The organism is Bradyrhizobium sp. 134, assembly GCF_023074155.1.
Taxonomy (GTDB): Bacteria; Pseudomonadota; Alphaproteobacteria; order Rhizobiales; family Xanthobacteraceae; genus Bradyrhizobium.
Window position 1 is genome coordinate 142855 of the sequence record NZ_JADPKX010000073.1, and the last position, 23515, is coordinate 166369.

At 63.6% G+C, this 23515-nt stretch carries 21 protein-coding genes and 1 tRNA gene; 14 read left to right on the top strand and 8 right to left on the bottom strand.

All coding sequences use genetic code 11. The features are described 5' to 3' along the window. Positions 1-17: 17 nt before the first annotated feature. Together carB and greA are read left to right on the top strand one after the other, a co-directional pair. Positions 18-3482: a carbamoyl-phosphate synthase large subunit gene (carB, locus tag IVA75_RS28580; RefSeq protein ID WP_027565320.1), complete on the top strand. Its 3465-nt coding sequence runs from the start codon at positions 18-20 to the stop codon at positions 3480-3482. A 212-nt stretch (positions 3483-3694) separates the two neighbouring features. Then, complete coding sequence (gene greA, locus IVA75_RS28585) at positions 3695-4168, top strand: transcription elongation factor GreA (protein ID WP_247282522.1); 474 nt, start codon at positions 3695-3697, stop codon at positions 4166-4168. 89 nt (positions 4169-4257) lie between these two features. On the opposite strand, the gene IVA75_RS28590 is transcribed toward greA, so the two are convergent. Continuing rightward, positions 4258-4737: an Lrp/AsnC family transcriptional regulator gene (locus IVA75_RS28590; RefSeq protein WP_007596676.1), complete on the bottom strand. Its 480-nt coding sequence runs from the start codon at positions 4735-4737 to the stop codon at positions 4258-4260. Between the two features lie 265 nt (positions 4738-5002). Here IVA75_RS28590 and trxB point away from each other — a divergent pair, with 265 nt between their 5' ends. The 5 genes from trxB (at position 5003) to IVA75_RS28615 (ending at position 8869) form a co-directional block, all read left to right on the top strand. Next, the gene (gene trxB / locus IVA75_RS28595; protein ID WP_247282523.1) at positions 5003-5968 is read left to right on the top strand and encodes a thioredoxin-disulfide reductase; all 966 of its coding nucleotides are present in this window, start codon (positions 5003-5005) and stop codon (positions 5966-5968) included. Positions 5969-5973: 5 nt separating this feature from the next. After that, positions 5974-6897: a LysR family transcriptional regulator gene (locus tag IVA75_RS28600; protein ID WP_007614700.1), complete on the top strand. Its 924-nt coding sequence runs from the start codon at positions 5974-5976 to the stop codon at positions 6895-6897. A 461-nt stretch (positions 6898-7358) separates the two neighbouring features. Next, on the top strand, positions 7359-8267 hold the full coding sequence (locus IVA75_RS28605) for a 4-hydroxy-tetrahydrodipicolinate synthase (protein ID WP_247282524.1): 909 nt from the start codon (positions 7359-7361) through the stop codon (positions 8265-8267). Between the two features lie 179 nt (positions 8268-8446). Further along, positions 8447-8593 carry a hypothetical protein gene (locus IVA75_RS28610; protein WP_166517545.1) on the top strand — a complete coding sequence of 49 codons (147 nt, stop codon included), beginning with the start codon at positions 8447-8449 and terminating at the stop codon, positions 8591-8593. Between the two features lie 96 nt (positions 8594-8689). Then, positions 8690-8869, top strand: a complete 180-nt coding sequence (locus IVA75_RS28615; RefSeq protein ID WP_247282525.1) for a hypothetical protein — start codon at positions 8690-8692, stop codon at positions 8867-8869. A 130-nt stretch (positions 8870-8999) separates the two neighbouring features. On the opposite strand, the gene IVA75_RS28620 is transcribed toward IVA75_RS28615, so the two are convergent. Together IVA75_RS28620 and IVA75_RS28625 are read right to left on the bottom strand one after the other, a co-directional pair. Then, on the bottom strand, positions 9000-9677 hold the full coding sequence (locus IVA75_RS28620; RefSeq protein ID WP_007596685.1) for a ParA family protein: 678 nt from the start codon (positions 9675-9677) through the stop codon (positions 9000-9002). 447 nt (positions 9678-10124) lie between these two features. After that, entirely contained in the window at positions 10125-10487 is a 363-nt protein-coding gene (locus tag IVA75_RS28625) for a hypothetical protein (RefSeq protein ID WP_027565324.1), read from the bottom strand. Positions 10488-10807: 320 nt separating this feature from the next. Here IVA75_RS28625 and IVA75_RS28630 point away from each other — a divergent pair, with 320 nt between their 5' ends. From IVA75_RS28630 to IVA75_RS28640, 3 genes are read left to right on the top strand one after another with little or no spacing between them, the layout of a single operon-like run. After that, positions 10808-11974: a CaiB/BaiF CoA-transferase family protein gene (locus IVA75_RS28630; protein WP_247282526.1), complete on the top strand. Its 1167-nt coding sequence runs from the start codon at positions 10808-10810 to the stop codon at positions 11972-11974. A gap of 2 nt (positions 11975-11976) precedes the next feature. Next, positions 11977-12900: a CoA ester lyase gene (locus IVA75_RS28635; protein WP_247282527.1), complete on the top strand. Its 924-nt coding sequence runs from the start codon at positions 11977-11979 to the stop codon at positions 12898-12900. 6 nt (positions 12901-12906) lie between these two features. Next, the gene (locus tag IVA75_RS28640; protein ID WP_247282528.1) at positions 12907-13809 is read left to right on the top strand and encodes an AEC family transporter; all 903 of its coding nucleotides are present in this window, start codon (positions 12907-12909) and stop codon (positions 13807-13809) included. 33 nt (positions 13810-13842) lie between these two features. On the opposite strand, the gene IVA75_RS28645 is transcribed toward IVA75_RS28640, so the two are convergent. The 3 genes from IVA75_RS28645 to tenA form a co-directional block, all read right to left on the bottom strand. Next, the gene (locus IVA75_RS28645; RefSeq protein WP_247282529.1) at positions 13843-14322 is read right to left on the bottom strand and encodes an RES family NAD+ phosphorylase; all 480 of its coding nucleotides are present in this window, start codon (positions 14320-14322) and stop codon (positions 13843-13845) included. Between the two features lie 9 nt (positions 14323-14331). Continuing rightward, a complete protein-coding gene (locus IVA75_RS28650) occupies positions 14332-14853 on the bottom strand; it encodes an antitoxin Xre/MbcA/ParS toxin-binding domain-containing protein (protein ID WP_247282530.1) in 522 nt (173 codons plus the stop codon). A gap of 321 nt (positions 14854-15174) precedes the next feature. After that, positions 15175-15870 carry a thiaminase II gene (gene tenA, locus IVA75_RS28655; RefSeq protein ID WP_247282531.1) on the bottom strand — a complete coding sequence of 232 codons (696 nt, stop codon included), beginning with the start codon at positions 15868-15870 and terminating at the stop codon, positions 15175-15177. Between the two features lie 488 nt (positions 15871-16358). Here tenA and IVA75_RS28660 point away from each other — a divergent pair, with 488 nt between their 5' ends. The 3 genes from IVA75_RS28660 to IVA75_RS28670 all read left to right on the top strand — a co-directional run bounded on the left by IVA75_RS28660 (position 16359) and on the right by IVA75_RS28670 (position 18477). Next, positions 16359-16763 carry a nuclear transport factor 2 family protein gene (locus IVA75_RS28660; protein ID WP_247282532.1) on the top strand — a complete coding sequence of 135 codons (405 nt, stop codon included), beginning with the start codon at positions 16359-16361 and terminating at the stop codon, positions 16761-16763. A gap of 154 nt (positions 16764-16917) precedes the next feature. Next, positions 16918-17553 carry a hypothetical protein gene (locus IVA75_RS28665; RefSeq protein WP_247282533.1) on the top strand — a complete coding sequence of 212 codons (636 nt, stop codon included), beginning with the start codon at positions 16918-16920 and terminating at the stop codon, positions 17551-17553. Positions 17554-17736: 183 nt separating this feature from the next. Continuing rightward, positions 17737-18477 carry a hypothetical protein gene (locus tag IVA75_RS28670; RefSeq protein WP_247282534.1) on the top strand — a complete coding sequence of 247 codons (741 nt, stop codon included), beginning with the start codon at positions 17737-17739 and terminating at the stop codon, positions 18475-18477. A gap of 235 nt (positions 18478-18712) precedes the next feature. Here IVA75_RS28670 and IVA75_RS28675 read toward each other — a convergent pair. Then, positions 18713-18789, bottom strand: a tRNA-His gene (locus IVA75_RS28675). A 194-nt stretch (positions 18790-18983) separates the two neighbouring features. After that, positions 18984-19418, bottom strand: a complete 435-nt coding sequence (locus IVA75_RS28680) for a phasin (protein ID WP_247282535.1) — start codon at positions 19416-19418, stop codon at positions 18984-18986. Positions 19419-19931: 513 nt separating this feature from the next. Here IVA75_RS28680 and IVA75_RS28685 point away from each other — a divergent pair. Further along, entirely contained in the window at positions 19932-23399 is a 3468-nt protein-coding gene (locus IVA75_RS28685) for a PAS domain-containing protein (RefSeq protein WP_247282536.1), read from the top strand. Positions 23400-23515: the final 116 nt, after the last annotated feature.

The following is a 23515-nucleotide window of genomic DNA, read 5'->3' on the forward strand; positions in this document are numbered from 1 at the left end:
CACTTCGGCGAGAGTTGATGCCCAAACGTACAGACATCACCACCATCCTGATCATCGGCGCCGGTCCCATCGTGATCGGCCAAGCCTGCGAGTTCGACTATTCGGGCACCCAGGCGGTGAAGACGCTGAAGGAAGAGGGCTATCGCATCGTCCTCGTCAATTCCAATCCGGCCACCATCATGACCGACCCGGAATTGGCCGATGCGACCTATATCGAGCCGATCACGCCCGAGATCGTCGCGAAAATCATCGAGAAAGAACGTCACGTCATTCCCGGCGGCTTCGCGCTGCTGCCGACCATGGGCGGACAGACCGCGCTGAACTGCGCGCTGTCGCTGCGCCAGCAAGGCACGCTCGACAAGTTCGACGTCGAGATGATCGGCGCCACCGCGGACGCGATCGACAAGGCCGAGGACCGCCAGTTGTTCCGCGAGGCCATGACCAAGATCGGGCTCGAGACGCCGAAGTCGCGGCTCGCCAACGCCTCCGCCCTGAAGAAGTCCTTCCGCGACAAGTACCAGGCCGATCGCGCAAAGGCATCGGGCGCTGCGCTCGAAGAACTCGAGCGGCAGTGGACGCTCGGCGAGAGCGACCGCCGCAAGCGCTATCAGGAATATGCGCTCGGCCAGGCGCTGATGGCGCTCTCCGAGATCGGCCTGCCCGCGATCATCCGCCCGTCCTTCACCATGGGCGGCACCGGCGGCGGCATTGCCTACAACAAGGAAGAGTTCCTCGATATCATCGAGCGCGGCCTGGATGCGTCTCCCACCAACGAAGTGCTGATCGAAGAATCCGTGCTCGGCTGGAAAGAGTACGAGATGGAGGTGGTGCGCGACAAGAAAGACAATTGCATCATCGTCTGCTCGATCGAGAACCTCGATCCGATGGGCGTGCACACCGGCGATTCCATCACGGTGGCGCCGGCGCTGACGCTGACCGACAAGGAATACCAGATCATGCGCGACGCCTCGCTGGCGGTGCTGCGCGAGATCGGCGTCGAGACCGGCGGCTCCAACGTGCAGTTCGGCGTCAATCCCGAAGACGGCCGCATGGTCGTCATCGAGATGAATCCGCGCGTGTCGCGTTCCTCCGCCCTGGCTTCGAAAGCCACCGGCTTTCCGATCGCAAAGGTCGCCGCCAAGCTTGCGGTCGGCTACACGCTCGACGAAATCGCCAACGACATCACCGGCGGCGCCACGCCAGCCTCGTTCGAGCCGACGATCGACTACGTCGTCACCAAGGTGCCGCGTTTCGCGTTCGAGAAATTCCCCGGCGCCTCCACCACGCTGACCACGTCGATGAAGTCGGTCGGCGAAGTCATGGCGATCGGCCGCACCTTCCAGGAAAGCCTTCAGAAGGCATTGCGCGGGCTCGAGACCGGCCTCACCGGACTCGACGAGATCGAGATCGAAGGTCTCGGCCGCGACGACGACAAGAATGCGATCCGCGCCGCGCTCGGCACGCCGACGCCGAACCGACTGCTCCAGGTCGCGCAGGCGATGCGGCTCGGCTGGTCGGACGAGGAGATCTTCAATTCCTGCAAGATCGATCCGTGGTTCCTCGGTGAGATGCGCGGCATCGTCGATATGGAAGCGAAGGTCCGCAAGAACGGCCTGCCGGGCAACGCCTTCGGCATGCGCACGCTCAAGGCCATGGGCTTCTCCGATGCCCGGCTTGCGGTGATCGCGGAGACGACGGAGGCGGAGGTCACGGCGAAGCGCCACGCGCTCGGCGTTCGCCCCGTCTACAAGCGCATCGACACCTGCGCGGCCGAGTTCGCTTCGCCCACGGCCTACATGTACTCGACCTATGAGGCGCCGTTCGCGGGCGCGCCTGCGGACGAGAGCTCGCCGTCCGACAAGAAGAAGGTCATCATCCTCGGCGGCGGCCCGAACCGAATCGGCCAAGGCATTGAATTCGACTATTGCTGCTGTCACGCCTGCTTCGCGCTGCACGACGCCGGCTACGAATCCATCATGGTCAACTGCAACCCGGAGACGGTATCGACCGACTACGACACTGCGGACCGGCTCTATTTCGAGCCGCTCACCGCCGAGGACGTGCTGGAGATCATCGCAAAGGAACGCACGAACGGGACGCTGCATGGCGTAATCGTGCAGTTCGGCGGCCAGACCCCGCTCAAGCTCGCGCGCGCGCTGGAAGCCGCCGAAGTGCCGATCCTCGGCACCTCGCCCGACGCCATCGACCTTGCGGAAGACCGCGACCGCTTCAAGCGGGTGCTCGACAAGCTGCGGCTGAAGCAGCCGAAGAACGGCATCGCGTATTCGGTCGAGCAAGCGCGCCTGGTCGCAACCGATCTCGGCCTGCCGCTGGTGGTGCGCCCGTCCTACGTGCTCGGCGGCCGCGCGATGCAAATCATCCGCGAGGAGAACCAGCTCAGCGATTACTTGCTCGGCACGCTGCCGGAGCTGGTGCCGGGGGACGTCAAGGCGCGCTACCCGAACGACAAGACCGGCCAGATCAACACCGTGCTCGGCAAGAATCCGCTGCTGTTCGACCGCTATCTGTCCGATGCGACTGAGATCGACGTCGACTGCCTCTGCGACGGCAAGGACACCTTCATCGTCGGCATCATGGAGCACATCGAGGAAGCCGGCATCCATTCCGGCGACAGCGCCTGCTCGCTGCCGCCGCACTCGCTGGACGACAAGATGATCGAGGAGCTGGAGCGGCAGACCCGCGAGCTGGCGCTCGGCCTCGACGTCGTCGGCCTCATGAATGTGCAATACGCCATCAAGGACGGCGAGATCTACGTGCTCGAAGTCAATCCGCGCGCCTCGCGCACGGTGCCCTTTGTCGCCAAGGTGGTCGGTACGCCGGTCGCGAAGATCGCGGCGCGTATCATGGCCGGCGAAAAGCTTGCCGATTTCAAGCTGAAGAAGGCGAAATTCGACCATGTCGGCGTGAAGGAATCGGTGTTTCCGTTCGCCCGCTTCCCCGGCGTCGATACCGTGCTCGGCCCCGAGATGCGCTCGACCGGCGAGGTCATGGGCATCGATCGCTCCTTCGCGGTGGCGTTCGCCAAGAGCCAGCTCGGCGGCGGCACACGAGTGCCGCGCAAGGGCACGGTGTTTGTCTCGGTTCGCGAGAGCGACAAGACGCGCATCACCGAGGCCGTTCGCGAGCTGCATTCGCTCGGCTTCAAGGTGCTGGCGACATCGGGCACGGCCCGCTTCCTGACCGACCAGGGCATCCCGACCGAGAAGGTGAACAAGGTGCTGGAGGGCCGGCCGCACATCGTCGACGCCATCACCAATGGCGAGGTCCAGCTCGTCTTCAACACCACCGAAGGCCCGCAGGCGCTCGCCGACAGCCGTTCTCTGCGGCGCGCGGCCCTCTTGCATAAAGTGCCGTATTACACCACTCTTTCCGGGGCCGTGGCGGCCGCGCAGGGCATCCACGCCTATCTGGGCGGGGACCTTGAGGTTCGGACCCTGCAGAGCTACTTTTCGGAAACCTGATCGCGAGCGGGAGGCCCAACCTTCCGCTAAGTGATTGGCGATGAAGCCACTATGGCCGGAGGAACTGTCCGGCCATATGGTTGTTCTGTTCCGGCGCCAAGCCCATATGAACGTTCGGCGGCACGCGCGTTGAGCCCCCGGACAGACTGACGAATCAAGTTGCGTGCGCGTTGACATGTCAGGGCGCGCGCGACCGAAGGACGAGAGAAGAGATGGAAAAGGTACCGATGACTGCGGGCGGCTTTGCCGCGCTCGGGGAAGAACTGAAGAAGCGCCAGTCGGAGGACCGTCCGCGGATCATCGAGCATATCGCCGAGGCGCGCTCGCACGGAGACCTGTCGGAGAACGCGGAATACCACGCCGCGAAGGAAGAGCAGTCCCACAATGAAGGCCGCATCGCCGAGCTCGAGGACAAGCTCGCGCGCGCCGACATCATCGACATCTCGAAGCTGTCCGGCGACACCATCAAGTTCGGCGCGACCGTGACACTGGTCGACGAGGACACCGAAAAGAAGACGGTGTGGCAGATCGTCGGCGAGGTCGAGGCCGACGCCAAGAAGGGCCGCATCTCCATCACCTCGCCGCTCGCGCGCGCGCTGATCGGCAAGAGGAAGGGTTCAACCGTCGAGGTCAACGCACCCGGCGGCGCCAAGGCTTATGAGATCACCAAGGTGGAGTGGCGGTAGCGATTTGCCGTTGCGTGTGATTTGAAAAAGGCCGCGCACTGCGCGGCCTTTTCTGTATCTGCGTGTTGCTCGCAATGACGGAGGAGACGCTACCTTCGTCCCCTCACGTCGAGCGGCACGGCCGCCTCGTATTTCGAATTGTGCAGCACCAGCGAGGTCCGCACGTTGCGGACGTGCGGGGCGGCGGTCAAATGGGTGACGAAGTCCTGGAAGGTGGCCATGTCGGGTGCGACGCATTTCAGGATGAAATCGACTTCACCCGACAGCATCCAGCACTCGCGCACCAGCGGCTCGGCGCGGACGAACTCCTCGAAGGCGCGCAAATCGGCCTCGGCCTGGCTGGAGAGGTGCACTGCGGCAAACACCGTGACGTCGAAGCCGAGCTTGCGCGCGTCCAGGAGCCCGCGATAGCCATGGATATATCCCTCCTCCTCCAGCGCCCGGACACGGCGCAGGCAGGGCGGTGGCGAAATGCCGACGCGCTTGGCCAGCTCGACATTCGTGATTCGACCGTCGGCCTGAATCTCGGTGAGAATTTTCAGGTCGATCTCGTCTAGGTTCCGCGACACGTGATTGGAACTCCTGGCCTTTGCGGCGGTATTGGTGGCTCTGTCGCAATCCTCATAGCGCAGACCACGCACTCGGCGCAATTTTATTGCGCGTGCAGCGCAATCGACTTTTGTTCCTTGTTGGAAAAATCCGCCGACAGGGAATGCAATTCTTGCATAGCTCACCAGAAAGCTTAGATTACCTCTGATATTTCAGCGCCTCCGCGAGGCCTCCCGGCACGTTCCGCGCCCGCGCTGCAGTCCCCCGTGAAAGGCATCTGTCGAAATGTCCGCCGCTGTCCATGCAAAGGTCATCATCATCGGCTCCGGCCCCGCCGGCTACACGGCGGCGATCTACGCCGCGCGCGCGATGCTGGAGCCGATCCTGATCCAGGGCATCCAGGCGGGCGGCCAGCTCACCATCACCACCGACGTCGAGAACTATCCGGGCTTCGCCGATGTGATCCAAGGCCCCTGGCTGATGGAGCAGATGGAGAAGCAGGCGCTGCATGTGGGCACCCAGATCAAGACTGATCTGGTGACCAAGCTCGACACCTCGCAACGCCCCTTTCGCCTCACCTGCGACAGCGGTGACGTCTATCTCGCCGACACCGTCATCCTCGCCACCGGCGCCCAGGCGCGCTGGCTCGGGTTGCCGTCCGAAGCGAAATTCCAGGGTGGCGGCGTGTCGGCCTGTGCCACCTGTGACGGCTTCTTCTACCGCAACAAGCAAGTCGTAGTGGTCGGCGGCGGCAATACGGCGGTCGAGGAAGCGCTGTACCTCACCAACCATGCCTCGCAGGTCACCATCGTGCATCGTCGCGATCACTTCCGCGCCGAACGCATCCTGCAGGAGCGTCTGTTCAAGCACCCTAAGATCAAGGTGATCTGGGACTCAGCCGTCGACGAGATCTGCGGTACCGAGAACCCGAACAAGGTCACCCATGTGCGACTGAAGAACTTCAAGACCGGCGCGTTGACCGATGTGCCGACCGACGGCGTCTTCGTCGCCATCGGGCATGCCCCGGCGACCGAGCTCGTGGCCGGCCAGATCAAGCTGAAACCGTCGGGCTATGTCGAGGTCGCCCCGAACTCGACCGCCACCTCGGTGCCCGGACTGTTCGCCGCCGGCGACGTCGCCGACGAGACCTATCGTCAAGCGGTGACGGCGGCCGGCCTCGGCTGCATGGCGGCGCTCGAGGCGGAACGATTTTTGGCCCTGCGCGCCAGCGAGCGCGCGGCAGCGGAATAGACATCATGGCAAGAACACGCGACGGATTTACGGATATGGACTGGGACAAGCTGAAGGTGTTTCACGCCGCGGCGGAAGCGGGCAGCTTCACGCACGCGGGCGAGCAGCTCGGCCTGTCGCAATCGGCAGTGTCACGCCAGGTCTCGGCACTGGAGCAGGAGCTCTCGGTCTCGCTGTTCCACCGCCACGCCCGCGGCCTGATCCTCACCGAACAGGGCGACCTCCTGTTCCGCACCGCCCATGACGTGTTCATGCAGCTGCAGGCGGCGCGCGCGAAGCTGACCGACAGCCGCGAGCGGCCGAGCGGCGATCTCAAGATCACCACCACGCCCGGCGTCGGCATCAACTGGCTGATCCCCCGGCTTGGCGAATTCACCGCGCTCTATCCGGAGATCCGGATCTCGCTGATCGTCACCGACGAGGAGCTCGACCTGTCAATGCGTGAGGCCGACGTCGCGATCCGCACTCGCAAGCCGACGCAGCCGGATCTCATCCAGCGCAAGCTGTTCGCGATGGGCTTCCACGCTTATTGCTCGCCCGATTACATCAAGCGCTTCGGCACGCCGCGCACGCTGGAGGAGCTCGACTCCCACCGCATCATCACGCTCTCCGACGGCAACTTCGCGCCGCATCTTCAGAACCGCAACTGGCTGGTCGAAGCGGGGCGCAACGGCTCGGGTCCGCGCGAAGCCTATTTCAGGGTCAACAACATTCTCGGCCTCGTCCGCGCCTGTCAGCAGGGTCTCGGCATCGCCGCGTTGCCGGACTATCTGATCGAAGAACAGAGCCGCCTCGTGCAGCTGTTCGGCGAATCGGATTCGATCCAGCTCGATACGTATTTTGTCTATCCGGAAGAGCTGAAGACGGTCGCGCGCGTGCAAGTGTTCCGCGACTTCGTGGTGAGCAAGGCGCAGCGCTGGCCGTCCTGATTTCCGCATGTCTGACATGCGGCTTGGACGCTTGATGCATGGCGCGAAGCTAGCCCATAATCTCTTCACGCTGAGCCTTCGCGTTGCGCATTTGTCCCCCTCCTCCAGTGGCGCGGGAGTTCAGTAATCCCTCTTGGAAGGTGATTGTGTCGGCCTCACGTGGCCAATACCTTAAGCCGGGCTCGATCGAGCCCGGCTTTTTTTTGCGGATCCGGCCATCGCCCTCCGCGTGTATTGACAGTTCCATGCTTACCCCGCATCATTTGCGAATGATCACGAAGTCGTGCGCAATCTCGTCGCAGGCAGTCGCCTCGAAAAAAGGCCCCCATCTGGGGACCTCGGATTTTTGCGCGCGCTAACAGCCTTCGTCATCGCGAGCCGAAACTTCGAAAACCCCGCCGCCTGGACGGGGTTTTTTCATGTGCCCCGTCTCAGGATTTTTCCCGAGAAGGAGATGGAACATGACCGGACTACAGGAACAATTGCACGGGCTCTGGCTGCCGCTGGTGACGCCGTTTCGCGACGGCGCCCTCGACGAGAGGTCGCTGCGGCGGCTGACACGGCATTACAGCGGACAGGCCGTCGACGGCTTCATCCTGGGGGCGACCTCCGGTGAAGGCATGACGCTACGCGACGCCGAGCTCGAACGCCTCGTCGCCATCGTGCGCGACGAGCTGGCCACCGGCCACAGCAAGATTCCGATCTGCCTTGGACTTTCAGGTGCGGACACTTCGCGGCTGAAGGAGCGTCTCGACGCGACCGCGGACTGGCCGATCGATGGCTATCTGATCGCGAGCCCGTATTATGTGCGGCCGTCGCAACGCGGGCTCCTAGCGCATTTCGAGGCGCTCGCCGATCACGCCGCCTGGCCACTCGCACTCTACAACATCCCCTATCGCACCTCGGTCAACATCACCAACCAGACGCTGCTGCGGCTTGCCGGGCATCCGAACATCATCGGCCTGAAGGATTGCGGCGCGAGCCGCGAGCAGTCCATTGCGCTGCTGCGCGACAGGCCCGCGGACTTTCGCGTGCTGACCGGCGAGGATGCGAATTATTTCGAGGCGCTCAGCGACGGTGCCGACGGCGGCATCGTGCTGTCAGCCCATCTCGAGACCGCGACGTTTGCGGCCGTCCATGCCGAGCTGAAGCGCGGCAATCACGATGCGGCGCTGGCGCGCTGGCAGGAGGTCGCGGACCTGACGCGCCTGTTGTTCACCGAGCCCAGTCCCGCGCCGGCAAAATACTGGCTGTGGCGCACGGGTCTGATCGACAGCCCCGAAGTGCGCCTGCCGATGGTGGAGGTCGGCAGCGAACTCGCCGTCCAGCTCGACCGCGAGATCGAGCGACGCATGCAAGTCGCGGCGTAGCTGATAGCCCCTCACCCCACCCTCTCCCCGTAAGAACGAGGAGAGGGAGTGAGAGAGCGGAGTGCTTGGTTAACCGCGCGCGAACGGCCTTCGCTGCTGCCACATGGCGCGTCCACGGCTCGTTTACGCAATCGCGCCTATCGTCTTCATTCAAAGTCTTTTCAAATGGGGGAATGATCATGGGGCAACGCATCCGCCCGACGGCGGCAGACATGTTCGCGTCCGCTGATTTCTTGCGGGGAATTGTTGTGGTGTCGTCGTTCGGCTTCTGGGCGGTGATGCTCGGCCTGATGCCGGTGCTGGTGTTTCGGGTCTGGCTGGCCTGACGCAAGCACGTCCGGATGGTTAATCCGTGGTAGCACCTATGTTCGAAAGCGCGCGAAACTGCGACCCGGAATTTTAAAATATCTCACGTAGCGTTCATGCCCATAAGCGAAGAAATCGCGGGGGCGTTTGTGAATAATCATAGCGAAGTGGCGTCGCATTACGACGCTGGACAGCAGGGCTTCACCACCGAGGACATTCTCTGGGCCGCCGGCATCTGGTCGGTGATCCTCACTCTGTCGCCGGTGATCGTGTTCTACATGCTGATGGTGGCGTAACTTCCAGCCACTTTCTTGACCACGATCTTATCGGAAAACCGCTTCACCCTTTTCCGGATCGTGCTCGCCCGAAAACGCAAAACGCGCGGAGGTCCGCGCGTTTTTCGTCGGGGGAATGATTTATGAAAAATTACGCCGCCTGCTTGTGCATTGCGCCGGAAGCCGACGCCGTGCCGCGAATAGCCTTCACCGAACGTTCGATCGCCGCCCACAGCCTTGCGATTTCCTGAGCCGCACGACTCTCGGCCTGATATTCCCGCGCGCCCTCGCCGTGGCTCAACGCCATCAGCAGATCCGAACGGTTGGTGATCTGGCCGCCCCACACCGGAGCACGGAATTTCGCCAGCGCCTCGCGGGCGATGGTGACGATCGGGCTTTCGGACTCGTCGCGGCGCGCCGGCGCACCGTTGAGCACGACCGCGTAGGGCTTGCGCGCCGCACGGCACATCTGGATGGTTTCCTGCACCGCGTTGACGTCGAACACGCCGGGACGGGCGGGAATCACCACCATGGTGGCATTGCGGATGGCGTCGTCGACGACGGCCGACAGGTTCGGCGGCGTGTCGATCAACACCCATTCATAACCGTCGCGCTTGGCAGCGGAGACGATGCCGCTGACCGAGTTCACCGCGGACTTGATCGGCGGCTCGTTGGTGCCACGCAGCTTGTGCCACAGCGTGAGCGAGCCTTGCGGATCCGCATCGACGAGCAGGATCGGCTTGGTCGCCTTGATCTGCGCGGCAAGATGCGCGGCCAGCGTACTCTTGCCCGAGCCACCTTTACGCGATGCAAAAACAATAACGTTCATACCTCTGCCTCCAGATTGACCCCAGGCAGCGAAAATGAATCACCGCGGTGATTCGGGAAAGAAAAATTTATCATAAGTTATGCTGGCGCCATGAAATAACAAAGCGCGTTGGCTTTTGAGTCACACTGCTGCGTGCGACGACGGCCTCACGCCAGCAATCGTGCGTTTTTTGAGCAGTGCGGCGGGAAAAAACGGAATGCAACCTCGCCGGGCAAACCGTTCCACGACTCGTTTCCATCCCCGCGCGGTCGTAATTGTCGCAAGCATCCGCACGCGAAGGCGAACAAAACGAGTCCGGTGGCTGGTGTGGGGCTGACGCCTGGGTCAGTTTGACTCAAGGGGACAGCAAACGAGAAGTCGGACACGCAGATGCCCGGGACTTCAAACGCACTGCGCGCTGTGGCCCGGGCATGGTCGAGTTTCAAAAAGGGAACGTCGTGCTCGCGCTCAGCCTTCGCTGGCTTTCTTCTTCTTGGCCGGCTTGGTGCTCTTCTTCGCCGTCCGGGCCGAGCTCTTGGGCGCGATGCTGGTCGGCTTGCCGGCGCGGGGCGCCGCCGCCATGCCCGGCTCCGGTCCCGGCCGGAAGAAGGCCCGGCACTGCGGCGAGAGCTGCGACTTCTTCTGGATCATGCAGGCGGTGATGGCGTCGACGTTCGGAACGAAGTCGCCGCACAGCCGCATCGCGTCGGGGGTGCAGGCCTGCTGCTCCTCCTGGGAGTAGGCAAAGCCTTCACCCGGGTGGATCAGGACGGCCAGAGCCATCCCCGTGATCGCAGCAGCGAAAGATTTCTTAAAGCGGAACGCCGGCATCGATCCCCCCAAATGTCGAGTCGGAGACGATAGTGGGTGAACGGGGGTTCGTTGGCAACCGAGGCGAGATGCGAAAGGCGGGACGTGTGCGGTCTCGGCAACAGGGCCCCTAAAACAAAAACCGCGAAAACAACCCCATGCACAGTAGCCAAGTCCATGTGCCGATTGGACTTTGCGGATCGCAATTTGCGGATTTTACGAAATGAAGTTTGACTCGTCGGGCAAAACAGGGGCATCATGCCATCGTCACAGAACGTGCGTGGGGTGGTCGGCTTGTCTCCTGCGCTGGTCAAAGCGTGAGCGGGAGCGGAGACGATTGCATGGAGCGGAATGAGGCGGACCTGCCGCTGTCGGGGGTGACGGTGGTCTCGCTCGAGCAGGCGATTGCGGCTCCTCTTGCCAGCCGGCATCTTGCGGACTGGGGCGCACGGGTCATCAAGATCGAGCGGCCGGGCGATGGCGATTTCTGCCGCGACTACGATCACGCGATGAACGGGATGTCGAGCCAGTTCGTCTGGACCAACAGGTCGAAGGAAAGCCTCGCCATCGATATCAAAAGCCCCGAGGGCCAGAAGGTGCTCGAGGCCCTGCTGCCGCAGGCCGACGTCTTCATCCAGAACCTGGCGCCCGGCGCGGCGGAGCGGCTCGGCCTCGATGCCGCATCGCTGCTGCGAAAGTTTCCCCGCATCATCGCCTGCGACGTTTCGGGCTATGGCGCAGGCGGACCCTACAGCAACAAGAAGGCTTACGATCTCCTGGTCCAGTGCGAGGCCGGCGTGCTCGCCATCAACGGCACCGAGGCGGAGCCCGCCAAGGTCGGACTTTCCGTGGTCGATATCGCCACCGGGATGTACATCCTCAACGGCGTGCTGATGGCGCTGTATCGCCGCGAGCGCACCGGCAAGGGCACTGCCTTCCAGGCCTCGCTGTTCGATTCCATCACGGACTGGATGAGCTATCCCGCCTTCTACACGCAGAGTACCGGCCGGCCGCTGCCGCGCACCGGGGCCAAGCATGCAACCATAGCGCCGTATGGGCCTTTCCGCGTCGGAGACGGCAACACCATCTTCTTCGGCATCCAGAACGACCGGGAATGGCGATCGCTGTGCGCGATCGTGCTTGGCGACGCGGCCTTTGCCGACCACCCCCGCTTCCGCACCAATCCGCTGCGCATGGAAAACAGGGACGATCTGCAGGTCCATATCGAGCAGCGTTTTGCGGCGATGAGCAGTGACGAGGTGCTGCGGCTGCTCGACGAGGCCTCGATCGCCAACGCGCATCTGAATTCGGTCGAGGCGTTCCTGGAGCACGAGCAGCTCCGCTCCCGCGCCCGGGTGCAAACGGTGGGCTCTCCATGCGGACCGGTGATGAGCTTCCTGCCCGCTCTCACCATTCCGGGCCTGTCGCCGCGGATGGATCCGGTGCCCGACGTCGGGCAGCACAATCAATCCATCCTCGGCGAACTCGGTCTCGCAAAGGAGACATGACGATGGCCCCTCAGCGGCCGACGCGGGTCTATCTGGCCGTTCCCGCCCATCGCTCCCGTCTCGTCGCCAAGGCCGCTGCCTCGGCGGCGGATGCGGTGTTCATGGACCTCGAGGACGCGGTGCCGCCGTCCGAGAAGAGCGTGGCACTGGAAGAGGCTGCGCGGGCGCTGTCCGCGCTGGACTGGGGCAGCAAGGTCGTCGCGGTCAGGCTCAACGCCGTCGACAGCCCCTTCATCGCGCAGGAAATCCGCAAGCTCGCTGCGCTGCCCAGGCTGGATTCTGTGATCGTGCCGAAGGCGGAGCGCCCGAGCGACATCGCCGCCATTGCCGATCAGCTGCGCGCGGCCGCGCCGAATCGCCCCACGCCTGTCGCGCTCGACCTGCTGATCGAGACCGCGCTCGGTCTCGTCAATGTCGACGCGCTCGCCGCCGCGCACGACAGCGTCGCCGCCCTTCATCTCGGTGTCGGCGATTTCGCGGCGTCGATCGGCGCCCGCTCCTCGGAAATCGGCGCCTCGCCGGACGGCTACCGGCACGTGGGCTCCGCCCAGAGCGGCTATGCCTCCGCGCCGCTCGATCTGTTCGCCTATCCAATGATGCGCCTGCTGGTGGCCGCGCGCGCCTTCGGCCTGCGCGCCATCGACGGTCCGTGCGGCGCGTTTCGCGACGCCAGACTGACTGAAAGCAGCGCGCTCAAGGCGGCCGCAATGGGTTTTGACGGCAAGCAGGTGATCCATCCCGACCAGATCGAGCCGACGCTGCGGGCGTTCGTCCCGTCCGACACTGAGCTGGCGCACGCGCGGCGGGTGGTCGCGGCCATGGAGCAGGCCGAGGCGCAGGGCCAGGGCGCGGTGACGCTCGACGGCAAGATGATCGACTATGCCAATGTCCGCATGGCGCGCCGGATCATCGAGATGGGATCGTAGCGGCGCATGGCCACAGTGCTGATCGTCGCGCCGGTATTCGCGCTGATCGCGGCCGGCTATGCCGCGGTGCTGTTTCGCTTCGTCAGCGAGAGCGCGCACAAGGGCATCTCCGAATTCGCCTTCAGCATCGCCATTCCGGCGCTGCTGTTCCGCACCATCGTGGTGTCGGAATTCCCCGATGTCAGTCCCTACAGGATGTGGGGCGCCTATTACGGCGCGCTGGCCATCACCTGGCTCGCGGCGCTGGCGCTGTCGGCCCTGCTGCGCGCGCGGCGCGAAGACCGCGAGGACGGCGTCGTGTTCGCAATCGGCTCGGTCTACGGCAACATCGTGATGCTCGGCATTCCGCTGACGCTCTCGGCGCTGGGCAACGAAGCGGCGGGACCGATTGCGCTGATCCTGTCGGTGAACACGCCGCTGCTCTGGCTCTGCGGCATCCTGCAGATGGAGCTTGTCAGCCGCAAGCAGGCCGGCTCGCCCTTGTCGGTGATCCGGCCCGTGCTCGCCGATCTCGCGCGCAACCCGCTGATGCTGGGAATCGGTTTTGGCGTGGTCTGGCGTTTCACCGGCCTCGGTCTCAATCCCGTCGTCGACAGGACCATCGAGCTGCTGGCGCAGGCGGGATCGCCGGCGGCGCTGATCGCGCTCGGCATCAATCTGTTCCGGTTCGAGGTCAAGGGCGAGATGTTGAGCGTCGTCATGATGTGCGCGCTCAAGCTGATGGCTATGCCGGCGGCAGCGTTCGTGCTGGCCAAGCTGCTCGGTTTGCCGCCGATCGCGGCCGGCGTGATCGTGCTGTTCGCGGCGATGCCGACCGGCGCGAACGCCTACATCTTTGCGGCGCAATACAAGCGGCTGGTGAATCCGGTGTCGGGCGCGGTGGCGCTGGGCCGCTGCTGGCGGCGGTGACGTTGCCGGTGGTGGTGATGATCGTGGCGGGGGTTAGGTAGCGTTGGCCGGCCATTGGCCGAACAGCCTGAGGTCATGGGGATAGCGCGCGACATGCGCCACGCGGATGCGCGCCGCGTCCTTGTGCCTGGGATTGATGAGGTAGTTTTGCGCGAACGGCACGATGGCCGAAGGCACGGACACTATTGCCGTGCGCGCCTCACCGAACCAGGTCCGCAACATATCGCGGCTCACCCTGGGATCGTCAGCCCAATCCGGCGATATACGCTCGATGTCGGCCCGGCTCACCATCTCGACGGCGAGGTCGTCCGGCACGTCGATGCCGAGCAGTTGGTAGCTCGTCGGCAGGTCCTCGAAATCGATTTCCAGATGCACCATCACTTCGAGCAGCGCCGACGCCGGATGATCCGCTGCGTAGACCGCGTGCCGGCCGCGATCATGCCAGCGGCCGTCGGCCTTGAGGCCGCCCACGCCGGACAGATCGTCGAAGTTGGAGATCCGCCATATCCTCACGCCAAATCCTTACGCAAGGATGCCGTGATCGATCCGGTGCAGCATCTCTTCGACCACGCGCGCGCCCGCCTCCGTCGCGAGGTAAGCCAGCGGCGTTTCCCCGCGAAGCAGCTTCTTGGGCTTGCGCAACCAGCGATGCGCCTTCGCAGGCTCGCCGAACACGTTGGCGGCCAATCGGTCAACCCGCGCCAGCCGCACGGCTTTGTCGGTCTCCTCGACCGTCAGCGGCTCGCCCTCCGAAAGCCGCCGCGCCAGTGTGCGCTTCGGCACGACAAGCGCGTGAATTTCGTCGTCGCTGTAATTGGCAAGACGCTTCAGCGCCGCGGGCTCAATGCGAAACAGACTGTTGGCGTCGATGACGACATTGAACAGCTCGGCGGACGGCTGCGATTCACCCGCCCCGCCCCCGCCAAGCCCGAGCGAAGGCGCGTCGGTGACGGTGGAGAGCCCCGTGACCGCATCGAAATGCCCCTGCACGACAATGGCGCCGGCTTGCGGTTGATAGGTGTGGTCCTGCTCGGCGGCGAACAAGCGTTTCCTTGCCGCCCCGCGCGATTTGTCGGGTGGAGGTTTGTGCGTCGGCATCGGGGACGGCTTGCGGTCAGGCCGCTGGGTCAGGGCTGCCGCCGCGATCGTCTTGATCTGTTTGTTGGTCAGCGAGCCGGGGACACGAAGCCCGCGGGAGGTTGAACCAACGCCTTTGCCAGTCCGCTCGTTCTTTGCCATTGGGTCCGTCGTAATGCCAAATGCCTAAACAATAGAGCCAAGTGGCATTTAAGCACATGGGCTGCCGGATTCAAGCGCGGCCCGTGGATCGGCAACGTTTCCCCGGGGAGTTTCATGCACTGTCACCTAGCGGAGAAGGCCGACAGACGTGGTTTCGGTTAGGCCCGCGCGCCAAGCCATCTGCCAGAAGTCCGCCTCGAGTCGGGTGGCTTCCTTGAAGATCGCCATCAGCTCTGCCTCGCGGGCCGGCGTGGCGTAGAGATCGGCGAGATGCTCCATGTGCGCCCGCGCTCTGGCCGCAACCTCCTGGTACGGCGCGCCGGCGTACTCGGCGATCCAGACACGGTAGGCGTTCGTCGCAGCGTCCGCGAGGGGGAGCGCGGCGAGCCGCGTCGCGATCTCCGCGTATCCGATCACGCAAGGGGCAAGCGCCACCTTGAGTGCCAGCAGATCGCCGCGCATTCCCGCGTCGAGCGCGTAGCGTGTATAGGCCAGCATCTCGGCCGCCGGAGGGGCCTGTTCAAGGTCGGCCGGGGACAGACCCCAATCGGCACAGAGCTTCACATGCAGGTTCATCTCGACATCGAGGATGGCCGAAAGGCCGGCCGCTGCTTCACGCATGTCGGCAAGTCTGGGCGACTTGTAGACCGCGAGCGCGTAGGCGCGCGCAAACTCGATCAGGAACAAATAGTCCTGACCGAGGTAGTGACGAAACGCCGCTTCGGGGAGCGAGCCGTCCGCCAATCCGTTCGTGAAGGGATGCTCGGTGTAAGCCCGCCACTCGACGGATGCGGCTGTCTTGAGACGATCGAAGAAACTCACGATGTTTTTCGCCTGGCTTGCTTATCCATGAACGTCTATGGCAAGCTACCGATAGCCCATTGCGGACCGAGGAGCTACGGTGACCGCGGACAAAGCTGGCTTTGAGCAACGTTGCGGACACTCCCCGCGTCGAGAGTTTTGTACACTGTCACCGTAATGCTGGAGAGTGCGCCGCACCACCTGCCAAATATCCAATCAGCGCAGGCCCAGGAACGAGAGCACCACACCAATCACGACGACGAGTCCGACCAGATAGATAATTCCGTTCATGTCTCAGCTCCTCAGCGTTGTCAGTCCTGCCGCAACACAAACACCCAAGGTCGTGAAAAGGTTCGGCGTAGCCCGACGCCGTTTTCTCCTGAACTCGGGGAACGAAAGCGAACGCCCCTGTTCGTGGCGTGCTGAGCCCTCGCCCCTCATCTCGATGATTTTGCGTTTACACGCAAAGGTCGCTAGGCTGCCCTGATACGTCCTGCAGGGAGGCAGACATGGGACAGCGTGAAGAGATGCTGGCGTTGATCAGACGCGCTTACGCGGCACGCGACGGCGGTGACGCCGAGGGCTTGGTGACCGCTTTTCACCCCGAGGGCCTGTTCACCTTGATGGGCGACAAGAGCGCGCTCGAACTGACAGGGAGTATGCAGGGACATCAGACCCTGCGTGGAGCCTTCAGTAAACTGATCGATGAATTCGGCTTCGAAGGTCGCGAAATCCTGGCTGAGTTGGTTGACGGAGATCGCGTTGCTGTCCATTCCCGCGTCGTCGTTCGGTACCGCCCGACCGGGCAAGCTTCCAGTACCGAGATCCTGGACCTGTTCAGATTTCAGGACGGCAAGATCGTTGAACTGATTGAGTTCGCGGACACTGCGCAGATCAAGGCGATGATCAGCTGATGCGCGATGGGGTTCTATTGGGTCGTTCTCTCTCAGAATTACGGTGACAGTGCTGGACTGCACTAATTGGTATCTAACGTTATTGGATTTGGTGCACTGTCACCACAAGGACGAGACAACATACAAGTTCTTAGATACCGGGAGGGACGAATCCTTGGTGCGGATCGCTGCAATTACTATTATGCTCGCTACCCTGTCGAACTTTATGCCCGCATCAGCGGCTTCCCTGAACTCGTGCGCCAACCTCGACATCATCGGTACTTACGACCGAAGCGGTCTCCAAGAGAGCGACTATGGCATCTCGGCGGCCGGGACGTTCAGGATACAGAACGAGCCGGACGAAAACTCGCAGCCCAACTTCAACCTCACCATGGTCAACTGCGACAAGCAGACTGACGAGAACGGCCGACAGTCCCTTACATGCCACGTCGTGAAGGCCGTCACATGGGCCAAGGATGAGAAGCCCAGTACCGACAATCCCAACTGCTCCCTCGATCTGGACATGACCGACTACACCATGCATCAGCTCCAGAAAGGTGTGTTGGTCGGCGCAGAGGATTCCACCAACTGCTTTCAAAGCATGCTCACGATCGACAGGAACACAAAGCGCGCGTACCAGAACTTCACGCGAACCAAGTACGCGGACAACTTCGATAAGATAAAACCCGACACGTGCGGACAACCGCCACGAACGCAAGTCTTGATGAACTGCACCTATTGGGCAAAGTCCCGCAAGAACGGCGCGACACCCTCACGCTATTGCGACTTCAGCGGAGCGGCAGACAAGTAAATGCCAACACTATCCTCTTCTATGGATTGCAGGATGCTGTTGGAATTCCGCGTGAAACAGGCATGAACCGCTTTGACCATTGGCTGCGTGAAGTCACCTTTCGCGCCATGCAGGCACTGGCGAGCCTTGCTGTCCGGCTCATGTTAAGCGCAATTGCTTAAAGGCCAAGAGGTTAGGAAATCAATGACGGGCGTATTTATAAGCAAAGGCATCAAAGTGGGCATTCCGGTCGGTGGATTGCAAATGTCAATTGATCCTTCCGGTAACTTGCAGTGCGGCAAGATCCAATTGCAGGTGCACTTTGACGTAGTGCCTTCTTGGACAACACTCGCTCTAAAGCATCTGGCGGATACGCAAAACGATAAGCTGGCTCGACACAAAGCTTGGAGCGCCGCTGTAGAGGAGGACAAGGGGCTTACTCTGGAACGCGAATTTCAATCTTCAATGCAAGCAATTATGTCGGCTGCCATCGCGCTCGACGCGTTCTACGCGGCACTTCAGGACAAAATCAAAATCGACCAGGAACTGCGAGACAAGTGGCGTGCCAATCGAACCGCGAGATATGCTCAGATTGCGGAAGTGATCCGCATGGCTTTTCAGCTGAAGCCGAAAGGAAGCGCGTTATTGCGCAACAATCTGAAGGACATCTACAGATTACGAGACTTGGCTGTCCACCCTTCGGCCACCTTGAAGGACCCTATCCTTCATCCCGAGCTTGGCGTTGGTGTCGAATGGCGATTTTTCTACTTTCGGTTTGATCACGCATTGCTCGTTGTTCGCAGCGCTGTTGAAACCATCCACGAGTTAGTAGCCCAAGGAGTGGCCGCAAACGAAGCGATCAAGGAATACTCGGCAACGCTCAAACCTCAGTTCGACATATTCAGCGACGCAAACGTTCTGAAGCAGGTCTCCGCCACCCCCTAAGTAGTCGTGATACTGCGTCCACAACGCGAGCCATGCAATTCGGAATCCCTGCGATTCCAAAACGCCCGTCTTAAAAATCATAATTGGGGATGGACGGGCTTTCTCGGCCAGTGACGAGGCGGAAACCGATGACGAGGTGAGCAAAATTACCCCACCACTCACATTCTTGGACCGGGGGCTGAGAGCGGCTAAATTTGACCGCCGGGTGCTTTGCAACCTTGCATGCTGCCACCGCTGGTACAGTTGGGTGGGCTCGAACCACCGACCTCCTGTTCCACAGACAGGCGCTCTAACCAACTGAGCTACAACTGCATCCTTGCGAGCCGCGCCTCTGGGCGCCTCGAACGGGCCGAGAACCAAGGGGGGCTGGACGGGGCGGAAACTAGGTGCAACGGCCGTTTTTGGCAAGGCCGCAAAACCCTGAAATCGCGCCTCGGACAACGTTATTTCCAAAGCAAAACCCGGGCTCTAGGCCCGGGTTTCTTAATCTAGACAGCCCGATCCGCTCAGGCGGCAGGCGTGTAGAGCTTGGCGGCGGAGGCCTTGATCGGCTCGGCGGCGGCAGTGGCCGCGCGCTGGGTGATCTCGGCGAGCTCCCGGGCCTGGGCCTGGAAGGTCTCGAGCTGCGCCTTGGAATGGTTGGTCCACAGCGCGAACGCATCCTGCGGCGCCTTCACGCTGAACAGCTCCTGGGTGAAGTCGAGATGGGCCTTGGTGTTGGCCTTCGCGAACTCCATCAGCTTGGCGGTGTATTCGCTGACGCCCTTGTGGGCGGACGCGAACACGGCCTCGACCGTGCCGTTGTGGGTTTCGGCGGCGTCCTTGAACTTGGCATAGCTCTCGCGGGCCTGCGACACGCCCTTTTCGGCGAACGCACGCATCTGCTCCGGAACTTCGAACGGAATGACGGAGGCGGAGAATGGATCAGTCGTACCTGTCATTGGGTATCCCTCACACTAAATGGAAAAACGGAGTGAGCCTTTTCGGCCGCGCCCGCCGGCCAATTGGGTGACGGAAGCGAAGACTGGAAACATAAAACGAATGATGGCTCGCCCAGCGCGGCGACCATGCCTGCCTAAAATGTCAACATTGTGCAACGCAACGGGTTTTGGGGTGCATTGCGCAAATTAATCGCGGCGAGGATGAGGTTCCCGGGCAGGGGAACCGGTGGTTGAGGTAATGGGGTGGCCTCTGAGCACCCGCCTTGGCCTGGAGACGCCCGCTGCGCGGATTGGCTGGGCGGCATAGGTGCTGCCCGACGCGGCATCTGAAGGATGGGGATGCGACCGGGCTACGGCTTGCGGGCCTCGCCACATTAAGGTTATCGCGGCTTTAGGCCTTGCCCCGTAGGCTGGGGCCGTGGACCTGCCCGCGGCTGCGGGCGATACTAACCCTTTCTTAAGGCTGTCATTCCGGCAGCCTGATGCGCACAAGTGGGACGCGAAGCCGGTCGGATGACGAGTTCGGATTTCCAGTTGCGAGGCGTGGGCGATCCCCGGCTGGCCGTGCACGCGACCTCGCCGCTGCCCGTCTGGCTCTGGTCGATCGACGGCACGCGCGTGCTCTGGGCCAATCCGGTCGGGGCAAGGCTGTTCGGCGCGGCCCATGCCACGGCGCTGGCAGAGAAGACCTTCGGCCCCACCGACGGCCACCGCCGTCAGATCATCCGGCTGGCCGGCCGGTTGCCCGCGAACGGCGCCATCCGGCTCGAACGGTTGCGCGGCTTCGGCGCCCGGCTCGGCGCGCTGATGACCTGCGCCTGTGCCCGGCTCGACTTCGCCGATGGCGGCCAATTCTTCCAAGGATCTGCCGTGCTCGTCACGGCGATGGATCCGATGCTGCGCTCGATGCCCCTGGTCGAACGCCTGCTTCGTCTCGTCGACGGCGCCAAGACGCCGATGGCGGCGTTCGCGCCCGACGGCCTGTTCGTCGGCGCCAGCGAAACGGCCCGCACCCTGCTCGGCTTCCGCGATCTCAGCGAGGGCGGACTCGAACAGGCGCGCAGCGATGCGCTTCGCCAAGGCCGCGCCGAGACGCCGATCGGCATCGGCCAGATGGTGCTGCAGCGGGTCGGCAGCGGGGCCGATGTCGGCCTGGTCGCGCTGATCGAGCCGGCCGTGCAGCAGGCGGCGGCTGCGACTGACGAGGTTAAAGCCGAGGCCGCTGAAGAGGTCGCGCGCGAAGACGTCGCCCGAGAAGACATCGTTCAGCGTGAGCCTGCCCCGCCCCCTCCTCCGCCTCCCGCGCCGGAGCATGTGCAAGCAGCGCCGCCGCACGAGGCGCCATCCGAGATCGCGCTGTTCGACGCCTTTGCCGAGCCGGTCGACGCGCCGGAAGCAACGATCGCGCACGAACCGCCCGCGCGCGAGCCGGCGACCGAGATCGTGACGATCCAGCAAGCCGTCGAGGAGGCGGCCGAAGCCGCGCCAGAAACTCCGGTTGAAAACTCGGCCGAAGCCATGGTGTCGCCGCAGGCCGCGCCGACCGTAACAGGCATGGTCGAGCCGCCGTCGGGCCATGAAGAGCCGCCCGCACCGCGTCAGCATCCGCTGCGCTTCCTCTGGAAGGTGGATGCAGAGGGCCGCTTTGCGCTGCTCTCCGACGAATTCATCCACCTGATCGGTCCGCGCACCGCCGCCGGCTTCGGCCGCTCCTGGCGCGAGATCGCCGACGCCTTCGCGCTCGATCCTGAGGGACGCGTGGCGCAGGCGCTTGCGAGCAAGGACACCTGGGCCGGGATCACCGTGAACTGGCCAGCCGACGGCGGCGAGCATCTGCCGGTCGAGCTTGCCGGGCTTCCGGTTTATGATGGCGAGCGCAATTTCGTGGGCTTCAGGGGTTTTGGCGTCTGCCGCGATCTCGATGGCCTCAACCGGCTCGATGCGCTCAGGCGCTTTGAGTTGTTGGCCGAACCGGCGGCACCGCAAAGCCTGTCTGCCGATGTGGTCGAGCCGGAGCCCGAACCCGAGCCCCAGCCAGTGCTGGAGGCGCCGCCGCCTCCGCCGATCGAGCCGCCCGCACCTGAGCCTGAGCCTGAGCCCGCACCTGAGCCTGAAGCCGAACTGCCCGAACCCACAACCGACGCGAATTCACATCCAACCGATCCGGAAACGCCAGTGGAAACGCCTCCCAATGTCCTGCCGTTCCGCGCGCCCGGCGACACGCGATCGCCGACGCTGACGCCGGTCGAGAACAGCGCGTTCAACGAGCTCGCCCGGCAATTGTCCGAGCGCCTCGAACGCGACAAGGAAACCATCGCGGCATCGGCCGAACCGCTGGGTGCCGAGATCACGCCCGAGGCGCCAACGCCGGAGCCTGAGACGCCGCACGCGCCGGCCGAATGGCTGAGCGAGCCCGCGCCGCCCGCACATGGCCACAGCACGCGCGACCGCGCGCTGCTCGACCTGCTGCCGACCGGCATCCTGATCTACCGGCTCGACCGCCTGCTCTACGCCAATTCCGCGTTTCTCGCGCGCATGGGCTATGCCAGCCTGAGCGCGCTGGAGAACGCCGGCGGGCTGGATGCGCTCTATGTCGAGCCGGGCGTATCCGCGGCCAGCAGCACATCGCAAGCAGGCACGCCTGTCACGATCAGCGCCACGCTCGCCAATGGCGAAGCGCCGCTGCCGACCACCGAGGCGCATCTGCACGCGATCGACTGGGACGGCGAGAGCGCGCATGCGCTGATCTGCGCGCTGCCGCAGGCAGCACCCGCTGCGCCCGTCGTCGCCGAGACCGTCGTCGCCGAGACTATTGTCCCGGAGACCATTGTCCCCGAGACCTTCCCCACCGCGCCCGAGCCCGACGCCGGCGAGGCGGCCGCGGAAGATCTCGCTGCGATCCTCGACACCACGGCCGAGGGCATCGTCATGTTCGATGCCGAAGGCAACATCCACGCCTGCAACCGCAGCGCCGAGGCGCTGTTCGGCTATGACGGCGAGACGCTGATGCAGCAGAATCTGGTGACGCTGTTCGCGCCGGAGAGCCAGCATGTCGTGATCGACTATCTGGAAAACCTCAAGAGCCAGGACATCGCGAGCCTGCTCGACCACGGCCGCGAGGTGCTGGGACGCGAGAAGAAGGGCGGCGTCATTCCGCTCGCCATGATCATGGGCCGCACCAGGCCTGACGGCCCGAACTTCTTCGCCGTATTCCGCGACCTCTCGCACAGCAAGCAGGGCGAGAGCGAGCTGACGCAGGCGCGACGTCTGGTCGAAGGCACGGCGAACGCCAAGGCCGACATGCTGGCGCGGATCAGCCACGAGATCCGCACGCCGCTCAACGCCATCATCGGATTCTCGGAGGTGATGATCTCGGAGCGCTTCGGCACGCTCGGCAACGAGCGCTACGGCGAGTACATGAAGGACATCCGCGCCTCCGGCGAGCGCGTCATCGCCATCATCGACGACCTGCTGGAGCTGTCGCGGATCGAGACCGGCAAGCTCGACCTCAACTTCGCCAACCTCAACCTCAACGACCTCGTCGAGGCCTGCGTGGTGGTGATGCAGCCGCAGGCCAATCGCGAGCGCATCATCATCCGCACCTCGCTCGGCCATGCGCTGCCACAGGTGAGCGCGGATGCGCGCGCGATGCGGCAGATCACCATGAACCTGATCTCGAACTCGATCCGGCTCGCCAGCGCCGGCGGCCAGGTGATCGTCTCCACCGCGCTTACCGACCGCGGCGAGGTCGCACTTCGCATCCGCGACACCGGCCACGGCCTCAGCGAGCGCGAAGTCGCCGCCGCGATGGAGCCGTTCCGGACGCCACCGCCCGGCGACGCCGAGGACAATTCGGCGCTGAGCCTGTCGCTGACCAAGGCCCTGGTCGAAGCCAACCGCGCCCGGTTCAACATCAAGAGCGCGGCGAACGCCGGCTCGCTGATCGAGGTGGTGTTCGCACCGGCGCTGGCGCAGGCGTAAGCGGCGAACGCGATTTCCTGCCCGCGGTGCACGCCCGCGGCCGCGCTGCGGGCCTCGTGCCGGGCGGCTTCGGCCGAGCCGCGCCCGACGAAGGGCGCCACCTCACCGCAACTTCT